Consider the following 15035-nt stretch of genomic DNA (forward strand, 5'->3'; position numbering starts at 1 on the left):
GTAGGCGATCGCGAGGGAGGCCGAGGCATGGACGGCGTGCTCGAAGACCTCGCCCGGCACTGGCCGCTGTACGCCGCGATCCCGTTCATCGCCGCGTTGATCGGCTACGCGACCAAGCGCGTCGCGATCGAGATGATGTTCCGGCCGCTCGAGTTCGTCGGGGTCAAACCGTTCCTCGGCTGGCAGGGCGTCGTGCCCAAGCACGGTGGCCGGATGGCCGCCGTCGCCACCGACCTCCTCACCTCGAACCTGATCGACCTCAAGGAGATCTTTTCCAGGATCGACCCCGACCGGATCACCCGCGAGATCGAGCAGCCGCTGCTGCGCGCCGTCGACGACATCGCGCGCGACGTGCTGCAGGAGTACCACCCCCGGCTGTGGGAAATGCTGCCGACGATGGCGCAGGACCTGATCATCAAGCAGGTCCAGGCGTCCAGCCCCGGCGTCGTGCGCGACCTGATGAACGAGATCAGGGACAACCTCGACGAAGTGCTCGACGTCAAGCAGATGACCGTGCAGAACCTGACCGGCGACAAGGCACTGCTGGTGCGCCTGATCCGCGAGACCTCGCGGCCGGAGATGGCGTTCATCGCCCGCGCGGGGATCTACTTCGGTTTCGCACTCGGCGTCGTCCAGGCCGTCGTGTGGGCGCTCACGAAGGAACCGCTCGTGCTGCCCATCTTCGGCGGGTGCATCGGCCTGCTCACCGACTGGCTCGCGATCAAGATGATCTTCGTGCCGCGGGAGCCGATCCGGGTGTTCCACCGGTTCACGCTGCAGGGCAAGTTCCAGCGCCGCCGTGCCGAGGTCGCGCGACAGTACGGCGAGATCATCGCCACCGACGTCCTCACCGTCCCCAACCTGATCGACTCGATCCTGCGCGGACCGCGATCGGACCGGCTGCTCGCGATGGTCCAGCGAACCGTCGCGAAGGTGGTCGACGAACAGACCAGCCTCGCGAAACCCGTAGTCGCCGCGACCGTCGGCGGAGAGCGGCTCCGGGAGATCAAGCACGCCGCCGCGGAAGAAGCCGTGCGGCGGCTGCCCGACACCATGCGGCACGCCGAGGGCTACCTCACCGCCGCTATGGACGTCGCCAACATGGTCGAAGAACGCATGCTCGCGCTGACCCCCATCGAGTACGAGGGCCTGTTGCGGCCCGCCTTCCGCCAGGACGAATGGAAGCTGATCGCGGTGGGCGGCGTGATCGGCTTCCTCGTCGGCGAACTGCAAGTCCTCCTCATGCTCCACTGACCCGGCTGGGGACGTTTCGCGGGCTAAACGTCCCCAGCGCCCGGCGCAGGCCGCCCGGCGCGTTTCGCGGGCTAAATGTCCCGCGCGATATCTGCCTCCTGCGGGGTCTGGAGGCACTTTCGACGGGCACTTCCCGCGAAGGACCACCCGGACGGATTAACGTAGGCGCGTGGCCACCGACCCCCAGCAGCTGCCTGCCGTGCACGAGGCGTGGCTCCCCCGCGAGCACGCGCTGCACCGCCCCCGCCACGGTGGCCGACAGCTCACCGCCCTGATCTGCGCGCTCGTGTTCTTCGCGACGCCGACGCTGCTGTGGGTGTTCGGGGTGCGCCCTGGCGAGATCGAGAACCACCGCCTCACCGGGTTCCCCAGCCTGGCCGCGGGCTGGGGGTTCTTCACCGGCCTTCCCGGCTGGGGCACCGATCAGCTGGCCTTCCGGACGGGCGCCATCGAACTCGCCGACGGAATCAGCCGCGGGCTCTTCGGCGAGTCGGCGCCCCGGGACCAGGGCAGTGGCCCCGCCGCGGGCCCGCTGCCCGGCAGCCCGCCGCCGGTCGGCGGCACGAACCAGCACCCCGCCGACGCGGGCAGCACCGAAAGCGAAGCGGGTTCTCGCCAAGTCATCGAAGGCAAGGACGGGTGGCTGTACTTCGGCGCGGACGCCGACCTGAAGTGTGAGCCGACCAAGCCGCTCACCGAGACCCTGAACCGGATGAACACGCTGCGCCAAGCCGTCGAGGCGTCCGGCAGGAAGTTCGTGTTCGTGGTCGCGCCCGACAAGTCGACGATGGTGCCGCAGCACCTCCCGTCGAGCTATCCGCACAAGACGTGCGCACAGGCCGCGTCCGATCCGCAGTGGCGGCAGTTCGCCGAGCAGGGCAAGGCACTCGACATGCGCCCGGACCTGCGTGCCGCGGAACAGCGCGTGGGGCACCCGGTCTACTCGCCGAACGACACCCATTGGTCGGACGAAGGCGCGATCGAGATGACCCGCGCCGTCGCGGAGTCGCTGAAACCCGGGGTCAGCGCGCCGTGGGTCGCCAAGCCGATACGGCAGTACACGATCGGCGCCGATCTCCCGCCGCTGCTCGGTCGCAAGGACACGAAGACGAACACCGAGTACTCGCTGAGCCCCGACGGTGCTGCCGACCGCGTCGGCGACCCGATCAAGGACTTCAACGCGCCGTCCTACCGGCAGGGCCCCGCGCTTCCGCAGACCATCAACCAGCGGACCCTGTTCTTCGGCGACTCGTTCACCTACAACTCGGCGCACTACCTCTGCGCGGGGTTCTCCGACCTTCGCCTGCTGACGTCGTACACCAGGCCGGGCGACCTGAACGTCGCGCTCAACGAGATGGTGAAGTCCGAGGTCGTCGTGGTGGAGGCGGTCGAGCGCACCGTCTCGGGCGGTTCGCTGCCGTTCCTGGAGGACTCCTACCTCAACTCGGTCAAGACGGCACTGGCGCAGCATCCGCTGCGCTGACCTTCCGGCCCCGGTCCCGCATGAACGCGATTAGCCTGCAAACTACGTAAATCGCGAACGAGATCGCCGTGACGAACGCGCTCACGGGTTTCCCCGGCGCCAGCGACAGGACGATGCCGCCGAGCGCGGCGACCTCAGCGAACACGACGGCGAGCACAGTTGCCTTCCACGGGCTCGCGGTCACCCTCGCGGCCGCCGCGGCGGGGGTGACCATCAACGCCACCACCAGCAGCGAGCCCACGATCTGCACGCCGAGCGCGGTCGCGATACCCACCAGCACCGCGAACACCAGGGTGAGCAACCGGGTCGGCACGCCGCGGGCGACCGCCACGACCGGATCGACGCTCGCGAACAGCAGCGGCCGGTAGATGAGCGCGAGTGCCACGATCACCACGACCGAGGCGATGATGAGCACGGTCAGGTCACCGGGATCGATCGCGACGATCTGCCCGATGAGCAGGCCGAACTTGTTCGCCGTCCGCCCGTCGTAGAAGGTCAGGAGCAGTACCCCGACACCGAGGCCGAACGACAGGATCACGCCGATCACCGAGTCGCGGTCGGACTCCCGCCCGCCGAGGACGCCGAGCAGCAGCGCGGCGATCACCGCACCAGCGAGTGCGCCGTAGCCGACGGTGACGCCGACGAGCAGGGCACCGGCCGCACCGGTGAAAGCGAGTTCGGCGGTCCCGTGCACGGCGAAGGACATGCGGCGCGCCACGATCAGCGGGCCGAGCAAGCCCGCCACGAGCCCGAGCACGCCGGCGGCGAGCAGCGCGGTCTGGACGAAGTCGAACCCGAGCAGCTTCCCGGTGAGCGCGAAATCGAACACTGTCTGGAATCCGTTTCCTGAATCTTGGCTACACGCGCTGGTGCTGGTACTCGTGGTCGTCGAGGTGGTGGGGCTCGTCCTCGCAGACGGCGCTCCGCGCACCCGCGATGTGGATCTGACCGCCGATCCGCAGCACTTCGACCTTGGCCCGGTACAGCTCCGAGAGGGTCTTCGAGTTCATCACGTCGTCGGGCTTCCCGATCCGGAACTGCCCGTTGACCAGGTAGAGCACCCTGTCGACGTAGGACAGGACGGGGTTGAGCTCGTGGGTGACGAAGAGGACCGCCGTCCCGGCCTCACGACGGCGCCGGTCGATGAGCTCGCTCACCGCACGCTGATGCGCGATGTCGAGCGACAGCAGCGGCTCGTCGCAGAACAGCACATCCGGCTCGCCCACCAGAGCCTGCGCCACGCGCAGTCGTTGCTGCTCACCACCGGAGAGCCTGCCCACCGGTGCGTTCGCGTAAGCCCCGGCGCCGACCGCTTCGATCGCTTCGGCGACACGGCGCCTGCGCTCGCGGATCCCGAAGAGCCCGGTCCCCCAGCGATGCCCGTCCAAACCGAGGCCGACCAGGTCGACGCCGCGCAACATCAACCCGTCCTGCATGGCGCGCTGCTGCGGGATGTAGCCGATGCGGGCGTTCGCCGAGCCAGGTGCCCTGCCGACGATCCGCACCGAGCCACCGGAAAGCCGCTGAAGGCCGAGCAGCACCTTCAGCAGGCTGGTCTTGCCCGATCCGTTCGGGCCGAGTACGGCCAGGAACTCACCGGGCTCGACCTCCAGATCGAGCCCGGACCACAGCGTGCGATTGCCGAAGGCAAGCACCCCTGCGCGAATCTCGACGGGGGAAACGGCCATCAGGAGTTCAGCGCTCCCGCCAGCTTGTCGAGTTCAGAGGTCATCCAGGCAATGTAGTCCGTCACGCCCGCCGGGAGCGTTTCGGTCACGTCGACGACCGCGACACCGGCTGCCTTGGCCGCGCCGATGACCTGTTCCGTGACCGGCGTCGTGGTCTGGGCGTTGTTGACCACCGCCTTGACCTTCTTGCCCGAGACCAGCTGCTTGACCTGCTCGATGGTGGCCGCGGGCACGTCGGTCTCCTGCTCGATCGCTTCGGAGAACTCCTTAGGCGTGGCGTCGGTGACCTTCGCCGCGTCCAGGAGGTAGTGCGCGACGGGCTCGGTGGCGACGACCTGGCTCCCCGGGCGGGCGGTGCCGATCTGTTCGGCCTTCTTCTCGACGCCGTCGACCTTCGACTTGAAGGCCTTCGCGTTGTCGGCGAAGACCTGCTTCGAGGCGGAGTCCAGCTCACCGAGCTGGCTCGCGACCTGGTCGGCGACCTTGTCGACGGTGGGCAGGCTGTACCAGACGTGCTCGTTCTCGTCGCCGGTCTTGCCGATGTCGTAGGCGACGAGCTTGCGCGCGTCCTTGGCCTGGTCGCTCAGCTTCGCGAAGAAGTCGTCGTAGCCGCCGCCGTTGGACAGCAGCAGCTTGGCGTCCTGCACCGCGAGCGCGTCCTGCGGCGTGGTCTCGTACGAGTGCGGGTCGGCGTCGGGCTTGTTGATGATCGAGGTGACTTCGACCTTGTCACCGCCGACCGCGGCCGCAACGCTGCCCCACACATTGGTGGACGCCGCGACCTTGATCTTGCCGCCCGCCTGACCCGATGCCGTGCTGCCGGTACCACCTGAACCACAAGCCGCAGCACCGAGCGCGAACGCGGCGACGATCGTCACGCTCTTGGCAGCGGTGAGCAGGCGGGGACTGCGACGGGAACTCATCGAAAGACTCCTGCGGGGACGGACCGTGTAGGTAATGGAAACCGTTGTCGAATTCACTTTACCCCATCCGGATGACAGATCCCCAATCCAGTTACGGGGGACTGAACAGGTGGTTGCGTCACGTCTGCAGGGGTGTCGCTTCTGCAATGCGTTCTGAACCGTTACGGTTTGCTCATGGGTCGGCCTTTACGCGCACGGCGGCAAGCGACGCTCGCGTCACTCGCCGCTGAGCTGGGGGTGTCCAGGACCACGGTGTCCAACGCCTACAACCGGCCGGACCAGCTCTCCCCCGAGCTCCGGCGGCGAGTGCTGGAGACCGCGAGGCGGCTCGGGTACCCGGGGCCGGACCCGGTGGCCAGATCGCTGCGCACGCGCAAGGCCGGCGCGGTCGGCCTGCTGCTCACCGAGAACCTCTCCTACGCGTTCCGCGACCCCGCGGCCGTGGGCGTGCTCGAAGGGCTCGCGCTGGCCTGCGAGGACGCGGGCGTCGGGTTGCACCTCGTTCCCGCCAGCCCTGGCCGGGAGGACGTGGCCGCCGTGCACCGGGCCGGTGTCGACGGTTTCGTGGTCTACTCGGTCCCGGACGACGATCCGCATTTAGCGGCCGTAATGCAGCGGCCCGTGCCGACCGTGATCGTCGACCAGCCTCGCATCGAAGGCATCGACCGCGTCGGCCCCGATGACGCCGCGGCGACGACCGAGATCGCCCAGCACATCGTGTCGCTCGGCCATCGGCAGGTCGGCGTGCTGTGCATGCGGCTCGCCCGCGAACGCAACGACGACTTCGTGCCCCCCGAGCGGCAGAGCTCGGCGCACTTCCACGTGCAGCGCATCCGCCTCGAAGCGCTGGCCACCGCGTTCTCCGCGGCCGGGGTCGACTGGTCGACCGTGCCGGTGGTCGAGCGGTTCGACCACACCGTCGACGACGGTGCTTCCGCCGCGCGGCAGCTGCTCGACGCGCACCCGCAGGTCACGGCCCTGATCTGCACCTCGGACATCCTGGCGCTGGGCGCGATGGCCGAAGCCAGCCGTCGCGGCCTGCGAGTACCGGCCGACCTCACCGTCACCGGCTTCGACGGCATCGCCGAGGCCGAGCGGGCCGGGCTGACCACCGTGCACCAGCCCGTGCTCGAGAAGGGCAAGGCGGCGGGCAAGCTCCTGCTCGGCTCGGCGGACCGGCTCGCCCCGAAGATCATCACCCTGAAGACGGAGCTGCGGGTCGGCAGCACGTCGGGACCGCCACGCACCATCGAACAGCCCTGGTTCGGCCCCTGACCCCTGCCGTCGTCCCGGCGCGCGTTTAGCGGGCAAAACGCGCCCAGCGACCGAGCAGGCGAACGGGGTGTCTTGAGCTGGTCGTTGGTCGATTGACCCTGGGATGGTGGCCAGGTCAAATGAGCGCGGACCCAGCTGTGCCGGAAGGTGGCCATGACGACGTCGATCGACCTGTTGCTCGCCCGCAACGCGACACTGGGAAACGTGGTGCCCGGTGACCGCTCTTCACCAGAGCCCTCGCTCCGGGTGGCGATCCTGACCTGCATGGACGCCCGGGTGCGGGTGTTCGAGATCTTCGGGCTCATCCAGGGGGAATCGCACGTGCTCCGCAACGCGGGCGGAGTGGTCACCGATGACATGATCCGGTCACTCGCGCTGAGCCAGCGCAAGCTCGGCACCCAGGAGGTGCTGATCGTCCAGCACACCGACTGCGGCCTGTCCCTGGTGACGGAGGACGACTTCAAGGACGAACTCGAAGCGGCCACCGGCCTCCGGCCGACCTGGTCGGTCGAGGCGTTCAAGAAGGTCGAAGACAGCGTCCGCCGATCGGTCGAACGCGTGAGGCGAAGCGACTTCCTCCCACACCGGGACGTGATCCGCGGCTTCGTCTACGACGTGCGCTCGGGCGTGCTCAGTGAGGTGGAGTAACCCGGCTGCCGGGCCATGAGGACAATGGACGTCATCATGGTCGTGCACAGTCCCTCTCCGATCGATCCCGACGTCCTCATCGACTGGTTCGGCACCGTTGGACGCGATCTGCCGTGGCGCGGACCGGACTGCACCGCGTGGGGTGTGCTGGTCAGCGAGATCATGCTGCAGCAAACTCCGGTGGCACGCGTCCTGCCGATCTGGCTGGAATGGATGACACGCTGGCCGACGCCCTCCGCGCTGGCCGGAGCCACGCAGGGCGAGGTGGTGCGGGCCTGGGGCAAGCTCGGTTACCCGCGTCGTGCCCTGCGCCTGCACGAAGCCGCGTCCGCCATCGCGCGTGAGCACGGCGACGTTGTGCCCGCGGAAGTCGACATCCTGCTCGCGCTGCCCGGTATCGGGGCCTACACCGCTCGCGCGGTCGCGGCGTTCGCCTACGGCAGGCGAGCGCCAGTCGTCGACACGAACGTACGACGCGTCGTCGCGCGCGCCGTGCACGGCGCCGGGGACGCCGGCCCGCCGTCGACGAAACGCGACATGGCCGACGTGGAAGCGCTGCTCCCGGACGAAGATGCCCGCGCGGCACGGTTCTCCGCGGCGTTGATGGAACTGGGCGCGCTGGTCTGCACCGCGAGGTCACCACGCTGCGCCGACTGCCCGCTGCACGCCGACTGCGCATGGCAGCATGCCGGGCGCCCCGCGTACGCGGGACCAGCGAAGCAGGTTCAGCGGTTCGCGGGCACGGACCGTCAGGTGCGAGGTCTGCTGCTGGACGTGCTGCGCGGCACCGAAGGCCCGGTGCCGAAGGGCAAGCTCGACATCGTCTGGCACGAAGCGGGCCAGCGCGACCGCTGCCTCGACTCGCTGCTGGTCGACGGTCTGATCGAACAAACCACCGAAGGCCTGTTCGCCCTGCCCGGCGAGCATTAGACCAAACAGCGCAATACGCTACATCCAGCGCCATTGCCGATCGCCAACGAATTACTGGATCAGTTCGTTAGCGGTTGTCTGGCCCGGTTCGAGGGGTTAGCGTCTGCCGGTATCAACCCTGCTGATGCACAACTGCGCATAACCGAATAGACCGATCTGGGCCCGGTCGCCCTGCACACCGGCCGCGCCCCCTGTCGAGGGAGATCGAGAATGGCCACGGAATCCGGCTTCGGCCGTCGTGCCCTGTTGAAAGGCAGTCTCACCGTGACGGCCGTGGGCGCCTTGGGGGTGCTGGGAACTGCGACCGCGAGAGCCGCGACCGCGAAAGCGCCCGCACCGGAAATCTTCAGCACTACGGACTGGGGTGCCCGGCCCGCCACCGGTGCGATCGTCGTGGAAAACCACAAGCCCACCTACATCGTCGTGCACCACACCGTCGACCCTGGCAACAACGAGGTCTACACGAAGGAACACGCCTTCGAGATCTCCCGTGCCATCCAGAACTTCCACATGGACACGCGGGGCTGGATCGACACCGGCCAGCAGTTCACGAACAGCCGAGGCGGGTTCGTCACCGAAGGCAGGCACCGCAGTCTCGAAATCCTTCGCGGCGGCACTCAGCACGTGCAGGGCGCGAACGTCGGGAACCACAACAGCGAGGTCATCGGTATCGAGAACGAGGGCCTCTACAGCACCGTCGACGTCCCGCAGGCGCTCTGGGACTCGCTGGTCAAGCTGGTCGCCTACATCGCGAGCCAATACGGCATCACCCCCGAGTTCATCAAGGGCCACCGCGACTTCAACTCGACGGAATGCCCCGGGCAAATTCTGTACAACCGGCTGCCCGAACTACGGACCGCGGTAGGCAGCGCGCTCGGGCTCACGGTCAGGCAGATCGCCGAGTGGCCCCTGCTGAAGCCGGGCGACACGGGCCAAAAAGTCCTTGTGGCCCAACACCTCCTGCGCAACCAAGGCGCTCGCAGCGTGCCAGCGGACGGGGTCTTCGGAACCTCCACACGCGACGCCGTCGCCGCGCTCGCCAACGCGAAAGGCATCGCACCGCACCTCTGCTACGGCAACGCCCATGCCGATGAAACGGGCTTCCTCGGGGCCGATATCTGGCCCGTGCTGACCCAGCCGATCCGGCCGGGTGCCGGCAACGAAGCCGCCCGTGCCGCCGGAGTCCTGACCGACGCCACCCGTACCCGGCCGCAGATCCTGACAACTCAGACCTGGAAGGAACTGCTCGCCACACTCTGACGCCGGAGCCGTGTCGCCTGGTGAACGCGCTCAAGGATCCGGTTGTGGTCTCCGGCCAGTTGGTCGGCGGTGATCACGATGATCGTCCAGCCGTCGTCCTCGAGCCGCTCACGTCTTCGACGGTCATGGGCCCGTTGTGCCGGGGTGTTGTGCCAGGCCCCGTCGTATTCGATGCCGACTTTGTCTTCCTCGAGCGCGAGATCGAGCCGGGCGCGGAACCGGCGGCGCCTGCTGCGGACGACGAACTGTGAGGTGGGGTGGTAGCCAGCCGCGCGGAGAACGACGCGCACCTCCGACTCCCGCAGCGACTCGGCGAGGGGATCGGCCAGCCCGAGTGCCTGGCGGGCGAGGCGAATACCCCGATTTCGGCGACGGTGGAACAACGTCTCCAACGCACGGCTCCGGACGCGCCCGGATCTGAGGTAGGCGTCGAGATCGGGCACGCCTTGTCTCAAGCGCCGTACCCATCCGCGCTTCCGGGGCGACAGGCGGAGAAGGAGGTCGAGCGCGACGCGCGCCGGCCGCGCGATGCGAATTCCTTGCCACGGACGGGATTCGGTGGGCGTGACCGCGGTGCGGCGGACGTCGATCCCGCTGATGGGGCCGAAGCGATGCTTCTCCGGCACCACGAACTCGACCGGGTCGTACGGTCTCGCCAGCGCCACGCCGTGCACGGTCGCCGCCGAACGTCCGGTGAGGACGGCTTCGGCAGGCACGATCAGCGCCGCCGCACGACACCGCAGCTCGTGGGTGACCTCGACGTCGGCGCGGGCATAGGCGTCCTGGAACAACCGCCGGACTGCCGGGCCGCGCAGCTGTCCTGCCGTGATCAGGCCCATCCGACGCGCGACTGACCCGCGGAACACCTCGGGCAGCCTCGCCAGGCTAGGGCTCGTGGCTCTGTTCTTGCTTGCTTTGTCTGTATGGATCAACACCCGGCCACCGTCGCCGGTGACCCCGACAACGCTCGTCCGTCAGGCCAGCGCAGGCCTGAGTTGTCCACACCGGCCCCAGTTGTCCACAGTTGGCGCCATTCCGGGAATTCCGGGACGTTTAGCGTGCTAAACGTCCCGGAGTCAGCGATCCAAGACGTCGGCCAGGAAGGCTTCCACGGCGCCTCGGTATTCGAGCGGATTGCTTTCGTGGACCACGTGGCCCGCGCCTCGGACGAGCAGATGGGTACCACCACCTGGCGCTCTGGCCGCGAGGACGGCTTGCTGCCCGGCGGGCATCGCGGTGTGCTCGGCCTCGATGACCAGCAGCGGGCACTTGATGCCGTCTACGAAGGACCAGTAGTCCCGGCGCCCCCATTCGGCCGCGATCTCGTACAGGTTCTCCAGATCCGCCAGCAGGTGGTAGCCGTCGTCCCGTTCCGCGACGCATTCGGTGAAGTAGTCGCCCGTGCTGCCGAAGAAGTCACGGACCTGAGCGAGCGAGCGAAACGGCACGGGCCAGGAATCGAAGTACCCGCGCCACTCGTCGACCGTTCTGCCACGTTGGTCGGGTGCCATGTCCTCCACGACGACAGCACGTACGAGGTCGGGGTGCGTTGCCGCGAGCACCCAGCCGTGCAGCCCGCCCATCGAGTGGCCGATCACGACCGCGGGCCCTTCGTCGAGTTCCCGCAGCAGTCCGGCCGCGTCCTCGACGAAACGTTCGGTGTGCCACGGCCCCTCGGTCGCGCCCCGGCCGTGCCCAGCGGCGTCGAGGCCTACGACGTGGCCGTACCTGGCCAGCCATCGAGCCGCTCTCCACCAGGTGGTCGCGCGGCCCATCAGCCCGTGCAACAGCAGGATCGGTGGGCCCTCGCCGCCGAAATCCACCACTCCCGCCCGCGAGATGGCCACCTGTGCTCCTCTCATGCACCGCCGGGGCGCCGCACTAGTGCTCGGCCTCGTTCCGTCGCTCATTATCGGTTGCCCGACGGACGGGCAGCCGCCGCCCACCAGCGTGCCGGTGCCACCACCACCGCCATCGCATCCGATCGCGGGCGCGCCCGGCGCTGGCGGGCCGTGCTACCCGAACGACGGCAACGGCGGGTATGACGCGCAGGACTACCACGTGAAAGTCAGCTACGACCCGCCGACAAGGCATCTCGATGGCGACAGCACGATGACGGCCGTTGCCACCAGCGATCTGAGCCGGTTCAATCTCGACTTTCGCGGGCTGAACGTCACCTCCGTGGAGGTCGACGATCTGCCCGCGAAAGTCGCCAAGAAGCCGGAGTTCGAACTGGCGTGAGCCGCCCCCCATCGCCAGTTATCTCAGCACGATCGCGATCGACAGGTTCCAGTTCGACCGCACAACGTTGCCGGATGGAACGCCGAAGCGGCGAACGGGAGCGAGCCCGACACCGTTCCGAAAGTCGAGTAGCACAAGGGGTTCTCGTGCCGGGCCATCAGTCCGGCAAAGCCGTGGCAACCGCGCGTCCGGCTCGCGATAGCGATGAATTCGCGGTCGCTGCCCGGTTCCTCGATCGACCGGGAAAGAGGCTGACGGACGGCATGCGGAATCACCCGGCGCCGTCATGCCAGCGCGCCCGACGCGAGCGGGACCGGGAAATCCACGAACTTGTCCAAGCCGACGAGGACCTGCACCTGTGGCACACCACGGAGGTCACCGGCCACCCGCGACCCGGTCTCACCGATCTCGCGAAGGATGGCGTCCGGCCGCCATGATCCTGGCGCACGCGTCGGGTTCGATGTCGGCGCACGGCCAATACGGCAGCCCGGCGCAAGTAACCGCGTCGCCGAGCGACTCGGGCGCGGCGACCAGGACTTCATGGCCGCCCCGCAGGCACGCCGCGGCGAACGGCACCATCGGCCCGAAGTGGCCGGAGCCCGCGGTCGTCGCCATCAGCACGCGCATCGCGGTCAGGTCCCCAGCAGCGATCGAGTCAGCGCGTTGCGCGCGTCCTGCATCTCGGTGAGCGCGGTGGACAGCGCCTCGTCGTCCACCGTCACCGGGTCCTGGTCCGGTCGCACATCGAGGCCGCGCAACGTCGCGCGGCGCAGCAGTTCCTTGATGAAGGACGCGGTCACGCCATCTGTTCCGGCGACCACCGGAGCCAGGTCCGCGGTGAGGTTGACACCTCGTCCGTAGAGGTGGAACAAGCGCTCGCGCCCTTCGGCGTCCGGTTTGGGGATCTCCAGCGCGAGGTCGACCCGGCCAGGACGATCGGCGAGCGCGTTCTCCAAGTCCTTCGCCCGGTTCGTGGTGAGCACGAAGGTCACATCCGCGTCGCTGCCGATCCCGTCCATCGCGTCCAGCAGGCTGAACAACAGCGGGTTGCCCATCGGCGTCGCCGACCTGTCCTGGGCGACGAGATCCACGTCCTCCAGCACCACCATGCACGGTTGCAGGCGCCTGGCCAGGGCGGCCGCCTTGCTGATGAACCGCATCACCGTCCCGGTCAGCACTACCACGGTGGTTTCGGGAAGCCTGCCCATCAGATATCGGACGGTGTGGGTCTTGCCCGTTCCCGGTGGCCCATGGAGGAGCAACCCGCGCTTCAGGTGCTGGCCGGAGGCGAGCAGCCGCTCCGCGTGTTCGGCGATGCTCACGACATGCCGTTCGATCGTCGGCAGCACACCCTCCGGCAGCACCACCTGGTCCTCATCGAGCTCCGGTCGCGGCAGGAACGTGAGGAGTTCGTTGCCACGATGCTCACTGACGCCGAACGCCAGCACCTGCCCGCGCAACACGTCGTGCTCGCGGCGCAACTCGTCGATCCGGTCGCGGACCGCGGTCGCTGCTTCCCGTACGGCCGAAAGGACCTCGAAGCGGCAGAACGGCGCACCGTACTGGGGCATCGAACCGCGAACGCCCACGATGACCGGTGTGCCGTCCGGCGCCGTCGTCGCCACCAAGCCGAGCTGGACGACCTCGGTCACCTCGTCCGGGCCGACGGCGGCAGTGGTGAAGTCGACCGCACCCAGCTCGAACTGGCCATGCCTGCTGGCACCGGCCAGCATGCCGACCAGGTCTTCGTGGCCACGGCTCGCACCGGAGATGCCGAACCATTCGGCGTCATCGCCGCGTTCGGCCAGGTACACGTCGACTCCGCGCTGCAGTGTCGCGTGCTCCCAGTCCTCCAGCTGCTGTGCGACCAGCAAGACCGAACTCAACGGCACCCCGAGATGCCGCGTCACCTTGTCGATCAGCGCGGCCGCCGGGCTGCCCGCGTCCAGTGTGGCGGCCGTCGTGCTGACGATCTTCTTCAGATCCGCGGCGAACCGCCGCGCCGATTCCATTTCTTCCGTGGTGTCCCCGCTCATGTGCCCCATTGCTGCCAGCGTGGCACAGCTCACCCGGGCGGGCTAGTCAACCGGTGACCTCGTCGTCGTCGCACAGTTCGCGGGCTAAACGCGCTCCACGGCAAGGCAGCTGGAATGCGGGGTGGGGTGGCACTCGTCGACGACTGGGAGGCAGGCGGGTCAGTAGGCTGGCGGCCATGGCAGTTGTGAAGATCAACGCAATCGAAGTTCCCGAAGGCGCGGGGCCCGAGCTCGAGAAGCGGTTCGCGGCCAGGCTCGGCGCTGTCGACGGTGAGCCGGGTTTCCTTGGCTTCGAGTTGCTCCGCCCCGTCGCGGGCGAGACACGGTATTTCGTCTGCACCCATTGGGAGTCCGACGAACACTTCCAGGCATGGATGAACGGCTCCGCGAAGCAGGCGCACTCGGGCGAGCGCGCCAAACCGGTCGGCACCGGTTCCAGCCTCCTCGAGTTCGAGGTGGTGCAGAGCGCCTCGCCACGCGAGGCGTGAGCGAACTCGAACGTGCCGCCGAACTGATCGCGGACGCGGAGGCGCTCCTGGTCTGCGCGGGCGCCGGAATGGGCGTCGACTCAGGCCTGCCGGATTTCCGGGGTGACCACGGCTTCTGGCGCGCCTACCCGCCCTACGCGCGGCTCGGGCTGAGTTTCGTCGACGTCGCCACGCCACGGCACTTCGAGGACGATCCGGAGCTCGCGTGGGGTTTCTACGGTCACCGCCTGCGGCTTTACCGGAGCACAGTGCCGCACGACGGGTTCCGTCTGCTGCTCGCGTGGGGCGAGCGCCTCGACGGTGGCTTCCGCGTGTTCACGTCCAATGTGGATGGGCAGTTCCAACGCGCCGGGTTCTCCCAGGTCGCCGAGGCACACGGGTCGATCCATCACCTGCAGTGCGTCGGCCGCTGCGCCGACGAGATCTGGCCCGCCGACGAGCACGACGTCCCGGTGGACGAGGACACCATGCGCGCGGTGCCGCCGCTTCCCGCGTGCCCTCGGTGCGGCGGCCTCGCCCGGCCGAACATCCTGATGTTCGACGACTTCGCCTGGACACCGGGTCGCAGCCGGGAGCAGCTGGACGAGCTGACGGCCTGGCGGCGACGCCGCCGCGGCCTCGTGGTGGTGGAGATCGGCGCGGGAACGGCGGTCCCCACGGTGCGCCGCTACGCGGAGCTGGCTTCGGCCGCGACGGGCGCGCTGATCCGGATCAACACGAGGGAACCCGAGGTTCGGCACGGGCGGGGCGTCTCGCTGCCGCTCGCGGCGCTGGATGCCATCTCCGCTCTCCTGGCCGGGTAGCCCTGG

Annotated in this window: 16 protein-coding genes; 9 read left to right on the plus strand and 7 right to left on the minus strand. The window is 68.5% G+C overall.

Annotation, left to right across the window (positions count from 1 at the left end; genetic code table 11):
* Positions 1-27: 27 nt before the first annotated feature.
* Together ABD256_RS03235 and ABD256_RS03240 are read left to right on the plus strand one after the other, a co-directional pair.
* Entirely contained in the window at positions 28-1254 is a 1227-nt protein-coding gene (locus ABD256_RS03235) for a DUF445 domain-containing protein (protein ID WP_344413178.1), read from the plus strand.
* Positions 1255-1423: 169 nt separating this feature from the next.
* Positions 1424-2737: an alginate O-acetyltransferase AlgX-related protein gene (locus ABD256_RS03240; protein WP_344413180.1), complete on the plus strand. Its 1314-nt coding sequence runs from the start codon at positions 1424-1426 to the stop codon at positions 2735-2737.
* Here the strand turns inward: ABD256_RS03240 and ABD256_RS03245 are convergent.
* The 3 genes from ABD256_RS03245 to ABD256_RS03255 are packed head-to-tail and all read right to left on the minus strand — an operon-like array spanning position 2703 to position 5348.
* The gene (locus ABD256_RS03245) at positions 2703-3566 is read right to left on the minus strand and encodes a metal ABC transporter permease (RefSeq protein WP_344413182.1); all 864 of its coding nucleotides are present in this window, start codon (positions 3564-3566) and stop codon (positions 2703-2705) included. The genes ABD256_RS03240 and ABD256_RS03245 overlap by 35 nt on opposite strands.
* 28 nt (positions 3567-3594) lie before the next feature.
* A complete protein-coding gene (locus ABD256_RS03250; protein ID WP_344413184.1) occupies positions 3595-4425 on the minus strand; it encodes a metal ABC transporter ATP-binding protein in 831 nt (276 codons plus the stop codon).
* Positions 4425-5348 (minus strand): metal ABC transporter solute-binding protein, Zn/Mn family, encoded by a 924-nt coding sequence (locus ABD256_RS03255; protein ID WP_344413186.1) that lies wholly within the window; start codon positions 5346-5348, stop codon positions 4425-4427. Before ABD256_RS03255 ends, ABD256_RS03250 begins: the two co-directional genes overlap by 1 nt.
* A gap of 174 nt (positions 5349-5522) precedes the next feature.
* On the opposite strand from ABD256_RS03255, the gene ABD256_RS03260 reads away from it, so the two are divergent.
* The 4 genes from ABD256_RS03260 (at position 5523) to ABD256_RS03275 (ending at position 9461) form a co-directional block, all read left to right on the plus strand.
* Positions 5523-6623 (plus strand): LacI family DNA-binding transcriptional regulator, encoded by a 1101-nt coding sequence (locus tag ABD256_RS03260; protein WP_344413188.1) that lies wholly within the window; start codon positions 5523-5525, stop codon positions 6621-6623.
* A gap of 153 nt (positions 6624-6776) precedes the next feature.
* Complete coding sequence (locus tag ABD256_RS03265) at positions 6777-7271, plus strand: beta-class carbonic anhydrase (protein ID WP_344413191.1); 495 nt, start codon at positions 6777-6779, stop codon at positions 7269-7271.
* 36 nt (positions 7272-7307) lie between these two features.
* Positions 7308-8201 (plus strand): HhH-GPD family protein, encoded by an 894-nt coding sequence (locus ABD256_RS03270; RefSeq protein ID WP_344413193.1) that lies wholly within the window; start codon positions 7308-7310, stop codon positions 8199-8201.
* A gap of 210 nt (positions 8202-8411) precedes the next feature.
* Positions 8412-9461, plus strand: a complete 1050-nt coding sequence (locus tag ABD256_RS03275) for a peptidoglycan recognition protein family protein (protein WP_344413195.1) — start codon at positions 8412-8414, stop codon at positions 9459-9461.
* Here the strand turns inward: ABD256_RS03275 and ABD256_RS03280 are convergent.
* Both ABD256_RS03280 and ABD256_RS03285 read right to left on the minus strand, forming a co-directional pair.
* The gene (locus ABD256_RS03280) at positions 9428-10300 is read right to left on the minus strand and encodes a DUF559 domain-containing protein (protein WP_344413487.1); all 873 of its coding nucleotides are present in this window, start codon (positions 10298-10300) and stop codon (positions 9428-9430) included. The two genes, ABD256_RS03275 and ABD256_RS03280, sit on opposite strands and share 34 nt — an antisense overlap.
* A 237-nt stretch (positions 10301-10537) precedes the next feature.
* Positions 10538-11308 carry an alpha/beta fold hydrolase gene (locus tag ABD256_RS03285; RefSeq protein WP_425546369.1) on the minus strand — a complete coding sequence of 257 codons (771 nt, stop codon included), beginning with the start codon at positions 11306-11308 and terminating at the stop codon, positions 10538-10540.
* A gap of 37 nt (positions 11309-11345) precedes the next feature.
* Between ABD256_RS03285 and ABD256_RS03290 the strand changes: the two genes are divergently transcribed.
* A complete protein-coding gene (locus ABD256_RS03290; protein WP_344413199.1) occupies positions 11346-11702 on the plus strand; it encodes a hypothetical protein in 357 nt (118 codons plus the stop codon).
* A 399-nt stretch (positions 11703-12101) separates the two neighbouring features.
* On the opposite strand, the gene ABD256_RS03295 is transcribed toward ABD256_RS03290, so the two are convergent.
* Both ABD256_RS03295 and ABD256_RS03300 read right to left on the minus strand, forming a co-directional pair.
* Entirely contained in the window at positions 12102-12329 is a 228-nt protein-coding gene (locus ABD256_RS03295) for a hypothetical protein (RefSeq protein ID WP_344413201.1), read from the minus strand.
* Positions 12330-12334: 5 nt separating this feature from the next.
* Positions 12335-13747, minus strand: a complete 1413-nt coding sequence (locus ABD256_RS03300; protein ID WP_344413203.1) for an AAA family ATPase — start codon at positions 13745-13747, stop codon at positions 12335-12337.
* Positions 13748-13914: 167 nt separating this feature from the next.
* Between ABD256_RS03300 and ABD256_RS03305 the strand changes: the two genes are divergently transcribed.
* Together ABD256_RS03305 and ABD256_RS03310 are read left to right on the plus strand one after the other, a co-directional pair.
* Positions 13915-14226 (plus strand): antibiotic biosynthesis monooxygenase family protein, encoded by a 312-nt coding sequence (locus ABD256_RS03305; RefSeq protein WP_215549533.1) that lies wholly within the window; start codon positions 13915-13917, stop codon positions 14224-14226.
* A complete protein-coding gene (locus ABD256_RS03310) occupies positions 14223-15029 on the plus strand; it encodes an SIR2 family NAD-dependent protein deacylase (RefSeq protein ID WP_344413207.1) in 807 nt (268 codons plus the stop codon). The genes ABD256_RS03305 and ABD256_RS03310 overlap by 4 nt, the downstream gene beginning before the upstream one ends.
* Positions 15030-15035 lie beyond the last annotated feature (6 nt).

The sequence above is a fragment of the Amycolatopsis minnesotensis genome (assembly GCF_039529815.1).
Taxonomy (GTDB): Bacteria; Actinomycetota; Actinomycetes; order Mycobacteriales; family Pseudonocardiaceae; genus Amycolatopsis; species Amycolatopsis minnesotensis.

Excerpts from the sequence above, each read along its gene's own strand:
- ABD256_RS03235 (WP_344413178.1), top strand. The coding sequence starts at position 28 with ATGGACGGCGTGCTCGAAGACCTCGCCCGGCACTGGCCGCTGTACGCC.
- ABD256_RS03250 (WP_344413184.1), bottom strand. The coding sequence starts at position 4,425 with ATGGCCGTTTCCCCCGTCGAGATTCGCGCAGGGGTGCTTGCCTTCGGC.
- ABD256_RS03255 (WP_344413186.1), bottom strand. The coding sequence starts at position 5,348 with ATGAGTTCCCGTCGCAGTCCCCGCCTGCTCACCGCTGCCAAGAGCGTG.
- ABD256_RS03260 (WP_344413188.1), top strand. The coding sequence starts at position 5,523 with ATGGGTCGGCCTTTACGCGCACGGCGGCAAGCGACGCTCGCGTCACTC.
- ABD256_RS03265 (WP_344413191.1), top strand. The coding sequence starts at position 6,777 with ATGACGACGTCGATCGACCTGTTGCTCGCCCGCAACGCGACACTGGGA.
- ABD256_RS03270 (WP_344413193.1), top strand. The coding sequence starts at position 7,308 with ATGGTCGTGCACAGTCCCTCTCCGATCGATCCCGACGTCCTCATCGAC.
- ABD256_RS03275 (WP_344413195.1), top strand. The coding sequence starts at position 8,412 with ATGGCCACGGAATCCGGCTTCGGCCGTCGTGCCCTGTTGAAAGGCAGT.
- ABD256_RS03280 (WP_344413487.1), bottom strand. The coding sequence starts at position 10,300 with ATGGGCCTGATCACGGCAGGACAGCTGCGCGGCCCGGCAGTCCGGCGG.
- ABD256_RS03295 (WP_344413201.1), bottom strand. The coding sequence starts at position 12,329 with ATGCGCGTGCTGATGGCGACGACCGCGGGCTCCGGCCACTTCGGGCCG.
- ABD256_RS03300 (WP_344413203.1), bottom strand. The coding sequence starts at position 13,747 with ATGGGGCACATGAGCGGGGACACCACGGAAGAAATGGAATCGGCGCGG.
- ABD256_RS03305 (WP_215549533.1), top strand. The coding sequence starts at position 13,915 with ATGGCAGTTGTGAAGATCAACGCAATCGAAGTTCCCGAAGGCGCGGGG.